This is a genomic window from Pseudomonas sp. Irchel s3a18, from assembly GCF_900187535.1.
Classification (GTDB): Bacteria; Pseudomonadota; Gammaproteobacteria; order Pseudomonadales; family Pseudomonadaceae; genus Aquipseudomonas.
Window position 1 is genome coordinate 35,332 of sequence record NZ_FYDV01000004.1, and the last position, 17,515, is coordinate 52,846.

Sequence of the window (17,515 nt, forward strand, 5' to 3'; positions counted from 1 at the left end):
CGGCAGGGGCTCGTCGCGGTCTGCGTGATGAGCCCCGGGTGTAAAGAGGGGAATCCCCGGCCTGCCTGTACCAAGGTCCCCGAAACCGGGTAGTGACTGGACTATTGCAGGGGGCGTGCCAGAACTCTCTAGTTGTGCCAAAAAATCTCAGCTAAAAGCGCAAAGCCCAGGAATACGGGGCTTTGGTGTTTTCAGGGACTGATGTTTTTAAGGTGTCGGGTCGTTTTCGGTTTGGGGACTGTGCGCACTGCTGGAACGCAGTGCATTGAAGCGGTGCATCAACTGTAGGAGCGAGCTTGCTCCGGGCGGCGCTCCGACGATGGTCGTCAACGATGGCGCATGTCGTCTGGATGACCGCGCTGTCTTGACGTTTTTCGCGAGCACTCGAGCGTCGACCGGCTGCTCCTACAGTAGGGCGTGTCATTCAGCCTTCGTCGCCCTCGTCATCATCCCCGCCGTCGACCTTCATCCCCAGTTCCTTGATCTTGCGGGTCAGGGTGTTGCGACCCCAGCCCAGTAGCACGGCGGCGTCGCGACGGCGGCCTGCGGTGTGCTTGAGGGCGGTTTCGATCATGATCCGTTCGAAGCTGGGGACTGCGCTGTCGAGCAGGTTCGACTGACCGCGTGCCAGTGCCTGGTCAGCCCACTGGCGCAGCGCTTGCTCCCAGTTGGTCACCGGCGCCGAATCCTGCGGCAGGCTCAGCAGTTCTGGCGGCAGGTCGCCGATGTGCACTTCGCGACCCGAAGCCATCACCGTGATCCAGCGGCAGGTGTTCTCCAGTTGGCGCACGTTGCCGGGCCATGGCAGGTTCTTCAGGTATTCCTCGGTTTCGCTTTTCAGCAGCTTCGGCTCCACCGCCAGTTCTTGCGCGGCGCGGGAGAGGAAGTGCTTGGCCAGGGTCGGGATGTCTTCGCGACGGTCCGACAGGCGCGGAATGTGGATGCGGATCACGTTCAGGCGGTGAAACAAGTCTTCACGGAATTTCCCGGCATGCACTAGGGTTTCCAGGTTCTGGTGAGTCGCCGCGATGATGCGTACGTCGACCTTGACCGGCACATGACCGCCGACCCGGTAAAACTCACCGTCTGCCAGCACTCGCAGCAAGCGGGTCTGGGTGTCGGCCGGCATGTCACCGATTTCATCGAGGAACAGGGTGCCGCCATCGGCCTGTTCAAAGCGCCCGCGCCGCAGGTTGGCGGCACCGGTGAATGCGCCTTTCTCGTGGCCGAACAGCTCGGACTCCATCAGGTCCTTGGGGATCGCTGCCATGTTCAAGGCGATGAACGGTGAGGCCGCCCGTGGGCTGTGGCGGTGCAGGGCGTGGGCCACCAGTTCTTTGCCGGTACCGGACTCACCATTGATCAGCACGGTAATGTTGGAGTGGCTCAAGCGCCCGATGGCGCGAAACACTTCCTGCATGGCGGGCGCTTCGCCAATGATTTCCGGCGTGCGGGTCAGGGTCGGGGCGACTTCCAGCCCTTGCTGTTCCTGGGCATGCTGATTGGCGCGCTTGACCAGCGATACCGCTTCGTCGACATCGAACGGCTTGGGCAGGTACTCGAATGCGCCGCCCTGATAGGACGCGACAGCGCTGTCCAGATCGGAGTGGGCGGTCATGATGATCACGGGCAGCCGTGGATGTTGTTCGCGGATCCGGGCCAGCAGGTCCAGGCCACTGGCACCGGGCATGCGGATGTCAGAGATGATCACGTCCGGTTGCTGGCGTGCCAGGCGGCTCATGACGCCGTCGGCGCTGTCAAAGCTTTGCGTGGTCATGCCTTCCTGTTGCAAGGCTTTTTCCAGAACCCAACGGATAGAACGGTCGTCATCGACGATCCACACGGTTTCACTACGGCTCATGTCGATGTGGCTCCTTGTTCCAGTGGCAGAAAGATCGAGAACGTGGTGTGGCCTGGATGGCTGTCACATTCGATCAGGCCCTGGTGCTGGCTGATGATGTTCTGGGTAATGGCCAGGCCCAGCCCGGTACCGTCCGGGCGACCGCTGACCATGGGGAAGAAGATGGTTTCCTGCAGGTCGGCGGCAATGCCCGGGCCGTTGTCGATGATCTCGATCTTGGTCACCAGGCGATGGCGGACGTGGCCGATGGTGAACTGGCGCATGGCGCGCGAGCGCAGGGTGATTCGTCCCAGGCGCAGCTCGTTCTGGCTGCTGATGGCCTGCATCGCGTTGCGCACGATGTTCAGTACCGCCTGGATCATTTGTTCGCGGTCGATCAGCACGTCCGGGATGCTCGGGTCATAGTCGCGCACCAATGTGATGCAGCCCTGGCTTTCGGCCTCGACCAGATTGCACACGCGCTCCAGTACTTCGTGAATGTTGCACATGGCCAGCGACGGCAGCTTGTTTGAGCCGAGCATGCGATCCACCAGGTTCCGCAGGCGGTCGGCTTCCTCGATGATGACGTTGGTGTAGTCCTTGAGGCTTTCTTCCGGCAGCTCGCGAGCCAGCAGCTGGGCCGCGCCGCGAATCCCGCCCAGTGGGTTCTTGATCTCGTGAGCGAGGCCGCGTACCAGCATCTTGCTGGTCTCCTGCTTGGACAGCTGCGCTTCTTCCTTGGTGATGCGCAGCAAGCGGTCGCGTGGGTGTACTTCCAGCAACAGCAGGGTCGTGCCGTTGCTCAGGATCGGTGTCACGGCGTAGTCGACGGTCAGGGTCTGGCCGGTCAGGGCGGTGAGCATCGCTTCACGCTTGGTGAATGGGTGCGCCTGCTCGACGGCCTGGCGTAAGGAGTTCAGGGCTTCGGTCGACTCGGTAAACAGCTCACTGATGAACTGGCCGTGGCTGCGTTGGCCGCTGATGGCCAGGAGCATTTCCGCGGCCGGGTTCATGTACTCAAGCCGCAGTTCGGCATTGAGCAGAATGGTCGCGGTGGTCAGGTTGTCGAGTAGCAAGCGGTGCAGTGCGTCGCTGATGGTCATTAGGACCTCTTTTGGAGCAAGGCAACCCGGGGCCGGTCCCGGATTACGCGCGCGAATAAATCGCTGATGCGAGGAAAATGCAAAAACCAAACCAAGGCTCCGAAAAGAAGCAATAACCCCCTGAAACGGGCGTTTTAAGTTCTATTACGTGGCGCTATGCCAGCTTTTCCGGGTGTTTTCGAACCAAAATGGGTTGTCATGTGGCAAGGGTGCAACCAATCGCACCAATATAGTGCGTAAACCTGAATGACGTCAGAAGAAAGAAGATTTCGTTTTTTTTCTTCGAGGCAGCCACGGATCGCCGCCTGTCAGCGCTTCAGGGTTTGCGCGCCCGCTGCAGGCTGAAGGTGATCGCGGGGCTCTGTTGCACCGGGGTGTCTCCCGCCAGTACCTGAACGGCGAGGCTGTGCTCGCCACGGTCGATGTTGACCAGTTGCAGGCGCGGCACGTTGCTCGGTTGACCATAGGGCTGGCCGTCCAGCAGCAGGCGCAACCGATGGGCTTCCTGCAGGTGCGGTTCAATCCGCACATCAACGGTGAAGGTGCCGTTGTTGGCGCGAAGGGCTTCGTGCGTGGGCAGGCCGGTCAGCTCCAGTGTCGAGTACGCGCGGGTGTTCTCGGTGCGCGGGGCTGCTTGCACGGTGGTGGGTGATGTCGGGAACGAAAGGGTGTTCATTGGCGCAGGTTCAATCACCTGGCTCTCCACGCCATCGGGTGGCCGACTGCTGTAGGCGGTGTTGCCGTGAGCGTCGGTGTACACATGGATCTGTGCAGTGGCGGGCAGGGTGATCAGCAGCAACATCCACAGAGAACCGCGAGACATAAGGTCAACCAATGCGCAGGTGTTGGCTCGTAGCATAAGGCAGGCCGGGTGGCTGGCCCAAGTCGCGAAAGGGTTGCGCATGGTTTCCTGGCGTTTCTCGAAACGACAGGCGCTCTATCAAGGTGCCTGGATTGAGCTCACAAAAAAGGCCTCCCGAAGGAGGCCTCTTTAGGGGCGCGCTGCTTGCGCAGGCGCTACTGGATCAGCAGCTGTAGTACAGCTCGTATTCCAGTGGGTGTACGAAGGTACGAACCTTGATTTCTTCTTCGCTTTTCAGGGCGATGTAAGCGTCGATGAAGTCGTCGCTGAAAACGCCGCCTTTGGTCAGGAACGCACGACCTTTGTCCAGCTCTTCCAGGGCTTCTTTCAGACTGCCGCAAACTTGTGGGATCTCTTTGGCCTCTTCAGGCGGCAGGTCATACAGGTTCTTGTCAGCAGCGTCGCCAGGGTGGATCTTGTTCTGGATGCCGTCCAGGCCAGCCATCAGCAGTGCAGCGAAGCTCAGGTATGGGTTGGCTGCTGGATCCGGGAAGCGGGCTTCGATACGGCGAGCGCGAGGGCTGGACACGTAAGGAATACGGATCGAAGCGGAGCGGTTGCGAGCCGAGTAGGCCAGCATGACCGGAGCTTCAAAGCCTGGGACCAGACGCTTGTAGGAGTTGGTCGACGGGTTGGTGAAGCCGTTCAGGGCCTTACCGTGCTTGATGATGCCGCCGATGAAGTACAGGGCGGTGTCGGACAGCCCGGCATAGCCTTCGCCTGCGAAGGTGTTCTTGCCATCTTTGGCGATGGACAGGTGAACGTGCATGCCCGAACCGTTGTCGCCGTACAGTGGTTTAGGCATGAAGGTCGCGGTGCGGCCGTAGGCATCGGCAACGTTGTGTACGCAGTACTTCAGGGTCTGAACTTCGTCAGCCTTGGCAACCAGGGTGTTGAACTTCACACCGATTTCGTTCTGGCCGGCAGTCGCCACTTCGTGGTGGTGAACTTCGATGACCAGGCCCATCTCTTCCATGGCGTTGCACATGGAGGTACGGATTTCGTGGTCGTGGTCGAACGGCGGAACAGGGAAGTAGCCGCCTTTGACGCCTGGACGGTGGCCTTTGTTGCCGCCTTCCACGTCCTGGTCGGACATCCACGAACCTTGTTCGGAGAAGATCTTGAACATCGAGCCGGAGATGTCGGACTTGAACTTCACTTCGTCGAAGATGAAGAATTCTGGCTCTGGACCAACAAATACGGTGTCGCCGATACCGGTCGACTTCAGGTATTCCTCGGCGCGCTTGGCGATCGCACGTGGGTCGCGGTCGTAGCCTTGCATGGTCGAAGGCTCGATCACGTCGCAGACCAGGATCAGGGTCGGCTCTTCGGTGAACGGGTCGAGGACGGCAGTGGTGTCGTCCGGCATCAGGATCATGTCGGAGGCTTCGATGCCTTTCCAGCCGGCGATGGAGGAACCGTCGAACATTTTGCCTTCTTCGAAGAAAGCATCATCCAGCGCGTCGCGAGCCGGCATGGTCACGTGGTGCTGAGTGCCTTTGGTGTCCGTGAAGCGCAGATCAATCCATTTGACGTCATGATCTTTGATGAGTTGAACCGACTTCGACATAGTGTCCTCCGGGTGGCTTCGGGCTTAGTAATGGATAGCCCTTGGAATGTGGGTGATGCCGGCGCGAATACTCTGCCAAGGCAACCTGCCTCACAAGGGAGCAAATTGCATGCCAGTGCCCCGACTTGGGTTTTTTGCCCCAATATCACGCTTATAAAGGCGCAAAGCCCTGAAATACGAAAAATAGCGCCCTCTAATGTAGCGCCATCCGCTGCAAATGACCCGTTTTGGTGCATCGAAAACCTTCTGCATATTAACTGGTTAAACCTTGAGCAATTTCCGCTATAATCCGCGCCCCCCTTTTTCGGCTGGCCGTGCGCGCGCTGTTTTCATGAAACTAATCGTAAAAGTCTTCCCCGAGATCACCATCAAAAGCCGCCCGGTACGGATGCGTTTCATCCGTCAGTTGGCCAAGAACATCCGTGCCGTGCTCCGCGATCTGGACCCGGCCGTGGTGGTGAACGGCGTGTGGGACAATCTCGAGCTGGAAACGCACGTCACCGACCCCAAAGCCTTGAAGGACATGACCGAGCGCCTGAGCTGCATGCCGGGTATCGCGCATTTCCTGCAGGTCGACGAGTACCCGCTGGGCGACTTCGACGACGTCGTCGCCAAGTGCAAGCTGCACTTCGGCGAGGCGCTGGCCGGGAAGATTTTTTCGGTGCGCTGCAAGCGTGCCGGCAAGCACGAATTCAGCTCGATGGACGTCGAGAAATACGTCGGCAGCCAGCTGCGTCGTCAGTGCGGCGCAGCCGGGATTTCCCTGAAAGAGCCGCAAATCGAAGTCCGCATCGAAATTCGCGACAAACGGTTGTTCGTGATTCACAACCAGCACAACGGCATCGGCGGTTATCCGTTGGGCGCGCTGGAACAGACCCTGGTACTGATGTCCGGCGGTTTCGATTCCACTGTCGCGGCCTACCAGATCATGCGTCGCGGGCTGATGGCGCACTTCTGCTTCTTCAACCTCGGTGGGCGTGCCCACGAGTTGGGCGTGATGGAAGTCGCGCACTTCATCTGGAAGAAGTACGGCAGCTCCCAGCGCGTGTTATTTGTCAGTGTGCCGTTCGAGGAAGTGCTGGGAGAAATTCTCGGCAAAGTCGATAACAGTCATATGGGCGTAGTATTGAAGCGTATGATGTTACGCGCTGCGTCCCGAATCGCGGATCGACTGGATATCGAGGCGCTGGTCACTGGTGAGGCGATTTCCCAGGTTTCCAGCCAGACGCTGCCGAACCTGTCGGTGATCGACTGCGTGACCGACAAGCTGGTATTGCGCCCGCTGATCGCCAGTCACAAGCAGGACATCATCGACCTGGCCAACGAAATCGGCACCGCCGACTTCGCCAAGCACATGCCGGAGTACTGCGGGGTCATCTCGGTGAACCCCAAGACCCACGCCAAGCGTCCGCGCGTGGAGCATGAAGAGACAGAATTCGATATGGCCGTGCTCGAGCGTGCGCTCGAGAACGCCAAACTGGTGCCGATCGATCGGGTGATCGACGAGTTGGGCCAGGACTTGCAGATTGAAGAAGTCAGCGAAGCGCTGGCCGGTCAGATCGTCATCGATATCCGTCACCCGGATGCCGCTGAAGACGACCCGCTGGAGTTGGCTGGCGTCGAGGTACAAACGATGCCGTTTTATGCACTGAACGCTCGTTTCAAGGAACTGGACCCTACTCGCCAGTACCTGCTGTATTGCGACAAAGGCGTGATGAGTCGCCTGCATGCCCACCATTTGCTCAGTGAGGGGCATGCCAATGTGCGCGTTTATCGACCGAGCTAAGAGCCCGGGGCTGTATGCCTGTGGCCTGCGTCACCGGCCCCCCGACTCTGCCGTCAAGCTGTAACGGCAAGGCCTGACTCTACTGTAAATCGCTGCCAAGACTTGTCAGCACACCGAATCCTCTGATCGAGATACACAAGTGATCGAAAATCTACGCAACATCGCCATCATTGCTCACGTTGACCATGGTAAAACCACCCTGGTAGACAAACTCTTGCGTCAATCCGGCACCCTGGAGCGCAACGAGCTCAACGACGAGCGCGTGATGGACTCCAACGACCAGGAGAAAGAGCGCGGTATTACCATTCTGGCGAAAAACACCGCCATCAACTGGAACGGCTACCACATCAACATCGTGGACACCCCGGGCCACGCCGACTTCGGCGGCGAAGTTGAACGCGTAATGTCGATGGTCGACTCCGTTCTGCTGCTGGTTGACGCTCAAGACGGCCCTATGCCGCAAACCCGTTTCGTGACCAAGAAGGCTTTCGAAGCCGGCCTGCGTCCAATCGTGTGCATCAACAAGGTTGACCGTCCAGGCGCGCGTCCGGACTGGGTTCTGGACCAGATCTTCGATCTGTTCGACAACCTGGGTGCCACCGAAGAACAACTGGACTTCCAAGTCGTCTACGCTTCGGCCCTGAACGGTATTGCCGGTCTGGACCACAACGAGATGGCTGAAGACATGACCCCGCTGTACCAGGCGATTGTTGACCACGTTCCAGCACCAAAAGTTGACCGTGACGGTCCGTTCCAGATGCAAATCTCGGCACTGGACTACAACAGCTTCCTGGGTGTTATCGGCGTTGGCCGTATCGCTCGTGGTCGCGTCAAGCCGAACACTCCAGTTGTCGCCATCGGCGCCGACGGCAAGAAGCGTAACGGCCGTATCCTGAAGCTGATGGGTCACCACGGTCTGCACCGTATCGACGTTGAAGAAGCAGCTGCAGGCGACATCGTGTGCATCAGCGGTATGGACTCGCTGTTCATCTCCGACACCCTGTGCCACCCGGACACGGTCGAAGCGATGAAGCCGTTGACCGTCGACGAGCCAACCGTTTCCATGACCTTCCAGGTAAACGACTCGCCATTTTGCGGTAAAGAAGGCAAGTTCGTGACTTCCCGTAACATCAAGGAACGTCTGGACAAAGAGCTGCTGTACAACGTTGCACTGCGCGTTGAAGAAGGCGACTCGGCTGACAAGTTCAAGGTTTCCGGCCGTGGCGAACTGCACCTCTCGGTACTGATCGAAACCATGCGTCGCGAAGGCTTCGAAATGGCTGTAGGCCGTCCGGAAGTGATCATCCGTCTGGTTGACGGCGTGAAGCACGAACCGTTCGAAAACGTCACCATCGACCTGCCGGAAGAATCCCAGGGCAAGGTGATGGAAGAGATGGGCCTGCGTAAGGGCGACCTGACCAACATGGTGCCGGATGGCAAGGGCCGTGTACGTCTGGAATACAACATCCCTGCTCGTGGTCTGATCGGTTTCCGTAACCAGTTCCTGACCCTGACCAACGGTGCTGGCATCCTGACCTCGATCTTCGACCGTTACGACGTGATGAAGTCCGGCGACATGTCCGGCCGTCAGAACGGTGTACTGGTTTCGGTTGAAACCGGCAAGGCGCTGACCTACTCCCTGGAAACCCTGCAGGCGCGTGGCAAGCTGTTCGTTGAACACGGTCAGGAAATCTACAACGGTCAGATCGTTGGTCTGAACAGCCGTGACAACGACCTGGGCGTGAACCCTACCAAGGGCAAGAAGCTCGACAACATGCGTGCTTCGGGTAAAGACGAAACCATCGCTCTGGTTCCACCTGTTCGCTTCACCCTGGAACAGGCTCTGGAATTCATCCAGGACGACGAGCTGTGTGAAGTGACGCCTAAGTCCATCCGTCTTCGCAAGAAGATCCTGGACGAAAGCGAGCGTACCCGCGCTGCCAAGAAAGCCAAGGCATAAGATTTAGCCTGGCTTAACAAAAACGCCCCCGGTCGAAAGGCCGGGGGCGTTTTTGTTTGTCTGGGGTTTGCTTGATGGATCGTTCCCACGCTCTGCGTGGGAATGCCTCAACGGACGCTCCGCGTTCGGCTCTTGGGACGCAGAGCGTCCCCGGCTGCGTTCCCACGCGGAGCGTGGGAACGATCAGATCAGAATTTTTCGATCGTGCGGCGGCTGCTCTCGCGCACCACTTCTTTAGGCTTGTATGCGCAATACCCCGGCCGCGGGCCGATTTTCGGGTGGTTGCGGCAGGTATCCGGGCGCTTGTCATAAATAGTGCAGAAACGGCTCTTACGATCCAGGTACAGGCAATCGTTGTTGCTCATGCGCTGGAGCGTGAAGATTTCCGACTTCTGGTTGTAACGCTCGACGATCCCTTCCTTTTGCAGGCGCTTGGCGATGTTCTTCGGCGGATCGCCGCGTTCGAACTCATCAACGATGCCGATGCGGATCAGATCCTTGATCTTGACCTCGACCGGCAGCGTGCAGCAGCTGGACACGCAGCCGCCGCACATATGGCTGGAGTATTTCTGCCAGGTCTCGAGACGGTCGAGTTCCGCGGCGGCGATCAGTTGAGGCTTCATCAGGTTTCCAAGGGGTAGCGTTGTATCCGGGCGCGGGATCATACGGGATTGGTGGTTTTTTGAACAACTTTTTCAAGGTTTCGGCACGGCCCCTGCATCCTTTTGCCCCTGAACCGCTCAATTCAGGTCATTGCGTAAAACACCCGAACCAGCGCCTGCGCCGTTTGTCAGACCGTCTAGGCTCAGTCAATTCCATGCTCGCCCGAGGTCCTATCGATGACTCAAGAACCACTTGTTCGCGAAGCTGAGGTGGCCGCATTCCGCGAAGCCGTCCTGACCAAACTCACTTATGCAGTGGGCAAGGACCCGGATCACGCCTTCGACCATGACTGGTTCGAAGCCATCGCCCTGGCGGCGCGTGATCACATGGTCGAGCACTGGATGGATCACACGCGCCAGATCTACCGCAAGGGCCAGAAGCGGGTGTACTACCTCTCGCTGGAGTTCCTGATCGGTCGCCTGCTCTACGACAGCCTGAGCAACCTCGGTTTGCTCGACGTTGCCCGCGAAGCCCTGACCGAGCTGGGCGTGGACCTGGAGCGCATTCGGCTGCTGGAGCCGGACGCGGCGCTGGGCAATGGAGGTCTCGGTCGCCTGGCGGCGTGTTTCATGGAAAGCATGTCGACCCTCGGCATTGCCGGCCACGGCTACGGTATTCGCTACGAGCACGGATTGTTTCGCCAGGCGATTGTCGACGGCTGGCAGCAGGAGCAGACCGAGCATTGGCTGGATTTCGGCAACCCCTGGGAGTTCGAGCGGCCAGAGGTGATCTACCCGATCGGTTTTGGTGGCGGCGTCGCCACCGTTGTCGATGCCAACGGCAAGAGCAAGCAGATCTGGTCGCCTGCGGAGACCGTGCGGGCGGTGGCGTATGACACGCCGGTGGTCGGCTGGCGCGGGGCGAGCGTCAACACCTTGCGGCTGTGGCGGGCGCGGGCCATGGAAGAGTTGCACCTGGAGCGCTTCAATGCCGGCGACCATCTAGGGGCCGTGGCTGAAGTGGCTCGCGCCGAAAGCATCTCCCGGGTGCTTTACCCGGCCGACAGCACCGAAGCGGGGCAGGAACTGCGCCTGCGCCAGGAATACTTCTTCGTCGCCGCGTCCCTGCAGGACCTGCTGCGCCGCCATCGCAACATGCACACCTCGGTGCTGACCCTGGCGGATCATGCGGCGATCCAGCTCAACGACACCCACCCCTCGATTGCCGTGGCCGAACTGATGCGCCAACTGGTCGATGTGTATGACGTGGCGTGGGAGGCGGCCTGGCAGATTACCGTCGACACCTTGTCCTACACCAACCACACGTTGCTCCCCGAGGCCCTGGAGACTTGGCCGGTGGGGTTGATGGAGCGGATGCTGCCCCGGCACATGCAGATCATTTACCTGATCAACGCCCAGCACATCGACTCGCTGCGGGCCAAGGGCATCCACGATTTCGACGTGCTGCGCGCGGTGTCGTTGATCGAAGAAGACAACGGCCGGCGGGTGCGCATGGGCAATCTCGCCTTTCTGGGCTCCCACAGTGTCAACGGCGTGTCGGGTCTGCACACCCAGCTGATGCGCGAAACCGTGTTTTCCGAGTTGCACAAGCTGTACCCGGCACGCATCAACAACAAGACCAATGGCGTTACCTTTCGCCGCTGGCTCTATCAGGCCAACCCCGAACTGACCTCGATGATGGTCGATGCATTGGGCCCTGAGCTGTTGGATGATCCGGAGCAGCTCTTGGCTGGCCTGGAGGCGTTTGCCGAAAAAGCCGCGTTCCGCAAGCAGTTCGCCGAGCAGCGGCTGCACAACAAAAAGGCCCTGGCCTATCTGATCCATGAACGCCTGGGGGTCGCGGTCAACCCGGTGGCGATGTTCGACGTGCAGGTCAAACGGATTCATGAATACAAACGCCAGTTGCTCAACCTGTTGCATACCGTGGCGTTGTACCAGGCGATACGTGCCGAGCCGGAAGTGGACTGGGTGCCGCGGGTGAAGATCTTCGCTGGTAAGGCAGCGGCCAGTTATCACCAGGCCAAGATGATCATCAAGCTGACCAACGATATCGCCCGTACCGTGAACAACGACCCGACGGTGCGCGGCCTGCTGAAAGTGGTGTTCCTGCCCAACTATAACGTCAGCCTGGCGGAGAGCATCATTCCGGCGGCCGACCTGTCGGAGCAGATTTCTACCGCGGGCTTCGAGGCCTCCGGCACCAGCAACATGAAATTCGGCCTCAACGGTGCGTTGACCATCGGTACCCTGGACGGCGCCAACGTGGAAATGTGCGAGCGCATCGGTGCCGAGCACATGTTCATCTTCGGCCTGAGCGCCCAGCAGGTCGAGGCGCGTAAACAGAACCACGAGTTTCATGCCGCACCGGACATCGCCGCTTCCCACCGGCTTGGCGATGTCCTGCAAGCGATTCGGGGCGGGGTGTTCTCGCCGGATGATCCGATGCGGTACACCGGGCTGATCGATTCGTTGATCGAATACGACCGCTTCCTGGTCTGCGCCGACTTCGAGTCTTACTGGGCCGCGCAGATGCGGGTCGACGCCCATTGGCACGATTCGAAGGCGTGGTGGCGCTCGGCGGTACTCAGCAGCGCGCGTATGGGCTGGTTTTCCTCTGACCGGACCATTCGCGAGTACGCCACGGATATCTGGAAGGCGTTGGAGTAGAGGGTGTAACAATTTTGCGCCCGGCCCAACGGTTGTTGGGCCGGATCGATATACTAAGCAGCAGTTGCACCGGGCTGCGGGACTACCCGGATTCGCCCTGCCATGGGCCGCTTAGGGATATCGACCATGCAATGGATGTTCATGCTGATTGGGTGGGGGTTGGGCTGGATACTGGATGAGTCCTTCGGCGACGCGTTGATCGGTGCGCTGATCGGCCTGGGTATCGGCCAGACGCTTGTGCTGCGGCGCCTGAATGCGCAAGCGGGCGAGCAGCAGCGTCAACTGGAGCTGGCGAAGGTGGCCCTGGGCGCGGTCGAGCAGCGGCTTGCCTTGCTCGAAACCGGCGGCACGGGTGCAACCCCGGTCACTGAGCCGGCGCCTTCATCCGAAATCGTCGTTGAGCAAGCACCCATACCGGAACCTGTGCCTGCGCTGCAGGAGCTGGTCTGGGAGCTGCCGCCCGAAATGGCCACGGTACAGACCGCGATCACTCCTGAACCGGTCGATCCCTGGACTGCACGACCCGTTCAACCGCAGCCCCCCGCCGAACCCCGTGGACCGAATCTGATCGAGCGCGCCATCGCGGCTGCGCGCAATTGGCTGTTCGGCGGCAATACCGTGCTGCGGGTCGGCGTGGTGTTGTTGTTCTTCGGCCTGGCGTTCCTGCTGCGCTACGCCACCGAAGGCATGGTGGTGCCGATTGAACTGCGTTACGCCGGTGTTGCCGCCGCTGCGCTGGCCTTGCTTGGCCTGGGCTGGTGGCTGCGACGCCGCAACACCCAGTACGCGCTGATGCTGCAGGGTACCGGGATCGCGGTGCTGTACCTGACGGTGTTCGCCGCCATGCGCTTGCACCCGTTGCTCGACCCGACGGCGGCCTTGGGGCTGCTGGTGGTCGTGACGCTGTTCTCGGCGATTCTGGCCATCACTCAAGACTCCCTGGCCCTGGCCTGCGTGGCCGCGCTGGGCGGCTTTGCCGCGCCGATCCTGACCTCCACGGGTGCCGGCAATCATGTCGCGCTGTTCAGCTATTTCGCCCTGCTCAATGCCGGCATCCTGGCCATTGCCTGGTTCAAGGCCTGGCGGCTGCTGAACCTGATCGGCTTTGCCGGCACCTTCGGCATCGGTTTCGCCTGGGGCCTGCGCTCCTACACGCCGGAACTGCTGTGGAGCACCGAGCCGTTCCTGGTCTTGTTTTTCCTGATGTACCTGGCCATTGGCCTGTTGTTTGCCCGGCGTAAACTGCAGTCGCTGAGCGACGGACCCGAGGATGACAGCCGTGAGGCGCTGCTGCACTGGTCTGCGCGCAAGGGCGATTATGTCGACGGCACGATGCTGTTCGGCCCGCCGCTGGTGGGCTTCGGCCTGCAGTTTGCGCTGGTTCAACACCTGGAGTTCGCCACTGCCTTCAGTGCCCTGGTGCTGGGCTTCGTCTACATGGGGCTGGCGCGTTTGCTCAGCGGTGGCCGCGCCTTGCTGCTGGCGGAAACCTGCCTGGCGCTGGGGGTGATTTTCGCCAGCCTGGCGATTCCATTGGCGCTGGAGGCGCGCTGGACCGCGGCGGCCTGGGCGGTGGAGGGGGCGGGGATCTACTGGCTCGGGTTGCGCCAACATCGGCCATTGGCCCGGACCTTTGCCTTGTTGCTGCAACTGGGGGCGGCGCTGGCCTTCCTCAGTGAACTGGGTTTCGGCGGCGGCAGCCTGCTCGACGGCCCACCGCTGGGTGCGTTGATGCTCGGCGCGGCGCTGCTGTTCAGCTTCCATCAGTTGCGCAGTGCCTCCCCTGAGCACACCCATGCCTGGGAGCGAAAAGGTCTGCCGGTGCTGGCCTGCGCTGGCCTGACCTTTCTCTATCTGCTGGCGCCGCTGTTTTTCTTCACCCATGGCACGGCGATCAGTTGGGCGCTGGCTGGCCTGGTGACCTTGTTCGTCGGCCTGCGCCTGCAATCGCGCACGTTCCTGTTCGCCGCGTTTGCCGTGCAACTGCTGGGTGGTGTGTTGTTTCTGCTGCGCCTGCACGGCGCCAGCGACGATTCGACGGCCGTGCTCGGTGCGGGCTGGAGTGGACTGATGACGGCTTCGCTGATCGGCCTGGCGCTGATCGGCGGCATGTTGTTCGCCGCTCGCGATGACATGGTACGCAGCGATGTGCGTTTGCTGCGGGGCTTGTCGCTGGTGTTGCTGGCTGGGTTGGTGCTGATCAACCTGGCGGTGCTGTTCGTCTTGCCATGGCAAACGGCGAGTGCGGTGTGGGCCGCCAGCGGTCTGTTGATCATCTGGTTGAGCCTGTATTTGCAGCAGCGTGTGAGCTTTGTCTTCGGTTTGTTGTTACAGGTGACGGGCGGCGCGGTGTTTCTGATCGCCGCTCCCGGGTTGCTTGGCCCCCTGCTCAGTGAAGGTTTGCGGCCGTTGGGCCATAGCGGGTTCTGGACGCCCATGGTGTTGGGTCTGGCGGCCATGGTGGGCGCCTGGCGCTTGCAGTTTGGCCAGCACGCCAGCGCGTTCGATGCGTTGAGCCTAGGGCGTCTGTCCGAACTGTTGCTGGTGTGGGGCGCGGCCTGGTGGGCGTTGGCCGTGGTTACCGAGGTGCTGCGGTTCGCGCCGCCGCATCTGCAAGCCGCGCTGTTGCTGGGTTTCTCGGCATTGAGTGTCGCGCTGTGGGCGTGGCTGGCGTTGCGTTTGAAATGGCCGTCGCTGGGCATTCTTGGCTGTTTACTGATTCCCGTCGCGTCGCTGGTGCTGGTCGCGGCCTGGCATTCGCGTTATCACCCGGCTGCCGACTTTGGCTGGCTGGCCTGGCTGGCGGTGTTCGCGGTGCATTTCATCTCGCTGCGGCGTATGGCTGCGATGCTCCCGCCACGCGTGTCGAGCACGGCCCATGTGCTGGGTTGCTGGTTGTTGATCGCGGTATTGGCGTTGGAGCTGCGTTATGGCCTGCTGGTGCTGTCCGAGCAGTACAACGCCTGGCGCTGGCTGGGCTGGGCCATTCTGCCGAGCCTGTATCTGCTGCTGGTGGCCGCGCCTCGCACCTGGCCGTGGCCGGTGTCGGCCCATGCCCGCGAGTACCGTCTCTACGCTGCACTGCCGCTGGCGTTGCTGATGCTCGGCTGGTTCTGGTTGGCGAACATCGCCAGTGACGGCACAGCCGAGCCTTTGCCCTATGTGCCGTTGCTCAATCCACTGGAAATCGGCCTGTTGTTTGCCTTGTTCGGCGTGTATGCCTGGTCGCGTAGTGCGCTCGACCAGTTGTCGATTCGCTTGCCCTACGCCGCAGCGGCGACTGAGGGGGTGGCCGGGGTTTCGCTGTTCGTCTTCTTCACGGCCTTGGTGATGCGCAGTGCTCACCAGTGGGGCGGGGTGCCGTTCGAACTGGATGCCTTGCTGGAGTCGATGCTGGTGCAGGCGGGACTGTCGATCGTCTGGACGCTGATTGCCTTGAGTTTGATGATTGGCGGGCATCTGCGTCATCGTCGGGAAGTATGGTTGGTGGGAGCGGCGTTGATCGCACTGGTGGTTGCCAAACTGATCTTTGTTGAATTGAGCAACCGTGGCGGGCTCGCACGGATCGTGTCGTTTATCGGCGTGGGCGTCTTGTTGCTGGTCGTGGGCTATTTTGCCCCGCTGCCACCCAAGCGTGTCGATGTTGCACCCGGGCCACAGGCATCGGGCAATGAATCTGAAGGAGCGTCGTCTTGAACATGAAGTTGAACCCGGGCTGGCTGGGTGTTGTTGGATTCTGTATGGCACTGTCAGTCCAGGCACAGGAAGTGCCGGCGGACTTCACCACGCTAGTGCCGTTGAGCCTGAGCGGCGAAGGCCCCTGGTATCGCCTGTCGCTGCCGCTGGACGTGCAGTTGAGCGCGCGCCAGACCGATCTCGGTGATGTGCGGGTCTTCAACGGCAACGGTGAGGCTCAGGCCTATTCACTGGCGCGGGAGCAGGCACCGGACGGCAACGAGGGTGTGCTGAATGAGGTGAAGTGGTTCCCGCTGTACGACAATGCGGATGCCCGCGACGGGGTGCCAGGCGTGCGGGTGCAATCCAGTGCCAATGGCACGCTGGTGGAGGTTCAGCCGTCCAGTCAGCTGGAGGCCGGCGAAGAAGTACTGCGTGGCTGGTTGCTGGACGCCAGTGCGATCAAGGCACCCTTGCAGCAGTTGATCCTCGACTGGACCAGTGAGCGCGATGGCTTCCAGCGCTTCAGCATCGAGGCCAGCGACGACCTGCAGCGGTGGCACGGGTGGGGAGAAGGGCAGGTCGCGCGCTTGTCATTTGCTGATGAGCGGGTCGAACAGCACGAAGTCGGTTTGCCAGGGCAGCGCGCGCGTTACTTGCGCCTGTTGTGGCAAGCCCCGGAGACGGCCCCGGCATTGACCTCGGTGCAGTTGAAAAGCGCCAGCTCCAGTGCGGTCTCGCAACCCCTGGTCTGGTCCGGGCCGTTGTCCGGTAGCCGTTTGAAGGACGGTGAATACGTATGGCAGTTGCCGATGGGGCTGAGGGTGGAGCGTGTCGAGGTCGAACTGGGCGAGGCCAACAGCCTGGCACCGGTGACCCTGGAAGGGCGTCGAGAAACCAGCCTGCCATGGCAGACCTTGAGCAGCGGTCTGCTCTATCGCCTGACACAGAACGGACAGGACGTGGTGCAAAATCAATTGCAGGTGCCCGGCCATGTCGTGCAACAGTTGAAGCTGACCGTGGATGAGCGTGGCGGCGGACTGGGGGCTGAGGCGCCAAAGGTGCGTTATGCCGTACGCTCGACGCAGTTGGTGTTCCTTGCACGAGGAGCCGGGCCGTACACCCTGGCGCTGGGCAATGCGACGGTGAAAGCGGCGAACTTGCCGCTGGCGACGCTGATTCCTGATTACCGGCCCGAGCGCCTGACGACCCTGGGGCAGGCCTCGGTGGATGGCGGGGTTGCAGTCACGCAGGCGACAGAGCTGGCGCCGTCGGCTGCCCCGGCGACGAACTGGAAAAAAATCGGCTTGTGGGCCGTGTTGCTGCTGAGCGTACTGTTCCTGGCGGCGATGGCATTCAGTTTGCTGCGCAAGCCGCCTGCCAAGTCCTGAATGAGGGTGCCTTGGCACCCCATCGCGAGCACATTCGC

Annotated in this window: 10 protein-coding genes; 5 read left to right on the top strand and 5 right to left on the bottom strand. The window is 60.9% G+C overall.

Translation table 11 applies throughout. The annotated features are described in order from the left end of the window. Window positions 1–424: 424 nt before the first annotated feature. From ntrC to glnA, 4 genes are all read right to left on the bottom strand, one after another. The gene (gene ntrC / locus CKW29_RS07410; RefSeq protein WP_095144587.1) at window positions 425–1,861 is read right to left on the bottom strand and encodes a nitrogen regulation protein NR(I); all 1,437 of its coding nucleotides are present in this window, start codon (window positions 1,859–1,861) and stop codon (window positions 425–427) included. Continuing rightward, entirely contained in the window at window positions 1,858–2,943 is a 1,086-nt protein-coding gene (gene glnL, locus CKW29_RS07415) for a nitrogen regulation protein NR(II) (protein ID WP_095077956.1), read from the bottom strand. The genes ntrC and glnL overlap by 4 nt, the downstream gene beginning before the upstream one ends. A 316-nt stretch (window positions 2,944–3,259) precedes the next feature. Further along, a complete protein-coding gene (locus tag CKW29_RS07420) occupies window positions 3,260–3,766 on the bottom strand; it encodes a DUF4124 domain-containing protein (RefSeq protein ID WP_095148293.1) in 507 nt (168 codons plus the stop codon). 202 nt (window positions 3,767–3,968) lie between these two features. Beyond that, complete coding sequence (gene glnA / locus CKW29_RS07425) at window positions 3,969–5,375, bottom strand: glutamate--ammonia ligase (protein WP_095148222.1); 1,407 nt, start codon at window positions 5,373–5,375, stop codon at window positions 3,969–3,971. Between the two features lie 331 nt (window positions 5,376–5,706). On the opposite strand from glnA, the gene thiI reads away from it, so the two are divergent. Together thiI and typA are read left to right on the top strand one after the other, a co-directional pair. Further along, window positions 5,707–7,161 (top strand): tRNA uracil 4-sulfurtransferase ThiI, encoded by a 1,455-nt coding sequence (gene thiI / locus CKW29_RS07435; protein ID WP_095144589.1) that lies wholly within the window; start codon window positions 5,707–5,709, stop codon window positions 7,159–7,161. Between the two features lie 139 nt (window positions 7,162–7,300). Next, complete coding sequence (gene typA, locus CKW29_RS07440; RefSeq protein ID WP_095148223.1) at window positions 7,301–9,121, top strand: translational GTPase TypA; 1,821 nt, start codon at window positions 7,301–7,303, stop codon at window positions 9,119–9,121. Window positions 9,122–9,309: 188 nt separating this feature from the next. On the opposite strand, the gene CKW29_RS07445 is transcribed toward typA, so the two are convergent. Further along, on the bottom strand, window positions 9,310–9,744 hold the full coding sequence (locus tag CKW29_RS07445) for a YkgJ family cysteine cluster protein (protein WP_095144591.1): 435 nt from the start codon (window positions 9,742–9,744) through the stop codon (window positions 9,310–9,312). A gap of 216 nt (window positions 9,745–9,960) precedes the next feature. On the opposite strand from CKW29_RS07445, the gene CKW29_RS07450 reads away from it, so the two are divergent. The 3 genes from CKW29_RS07450 to CKW29_RS07460 all read left to right on the top strand — a co-directional run bounded on the left by CKW29_RS07450 (window position 9,961) and on the right by CKW29_RS07460 (window position 17,477). Further along, window positions 9,961–12,411: a glycogen/starch/alpha-glucan phosphorylase gene (locus tag CKW29_RS07450; protein WP_095144592.1), complete on the top strand. Its 2,451-nt coding sequence runs from the start codon at window positions 9,961–9,963 to the stop codon at window positions 12,409–12,411. 126 nt (window positions 12,412–12,537) lie between these two features. After that, entirely contained in the window at window positions 12,538–16,107 is a 3,570-nt protein-coding gene (locus CKW29_RS07455; protein WP_095148224.1) for a DUF2339 domain-containing protein, read from the top strand. Next, window positions 16,104–17,477, top strand: coding sequence for a DUF3999 domain-containing protein (locus CKW29_RS07460; RefSeq protein WP_095144594.1), 1,374 nt, complete (start codon window positions 16,104–16,106; stop codon window positions 17,475–17,477). The genes CKW29_RS07455 and CKW29_RS07460 overlap by 4 nt, the downstream gene beginning before the upstream one ends. Window positions 17,478–17,515: the final 38 nt, after the last annotated feature.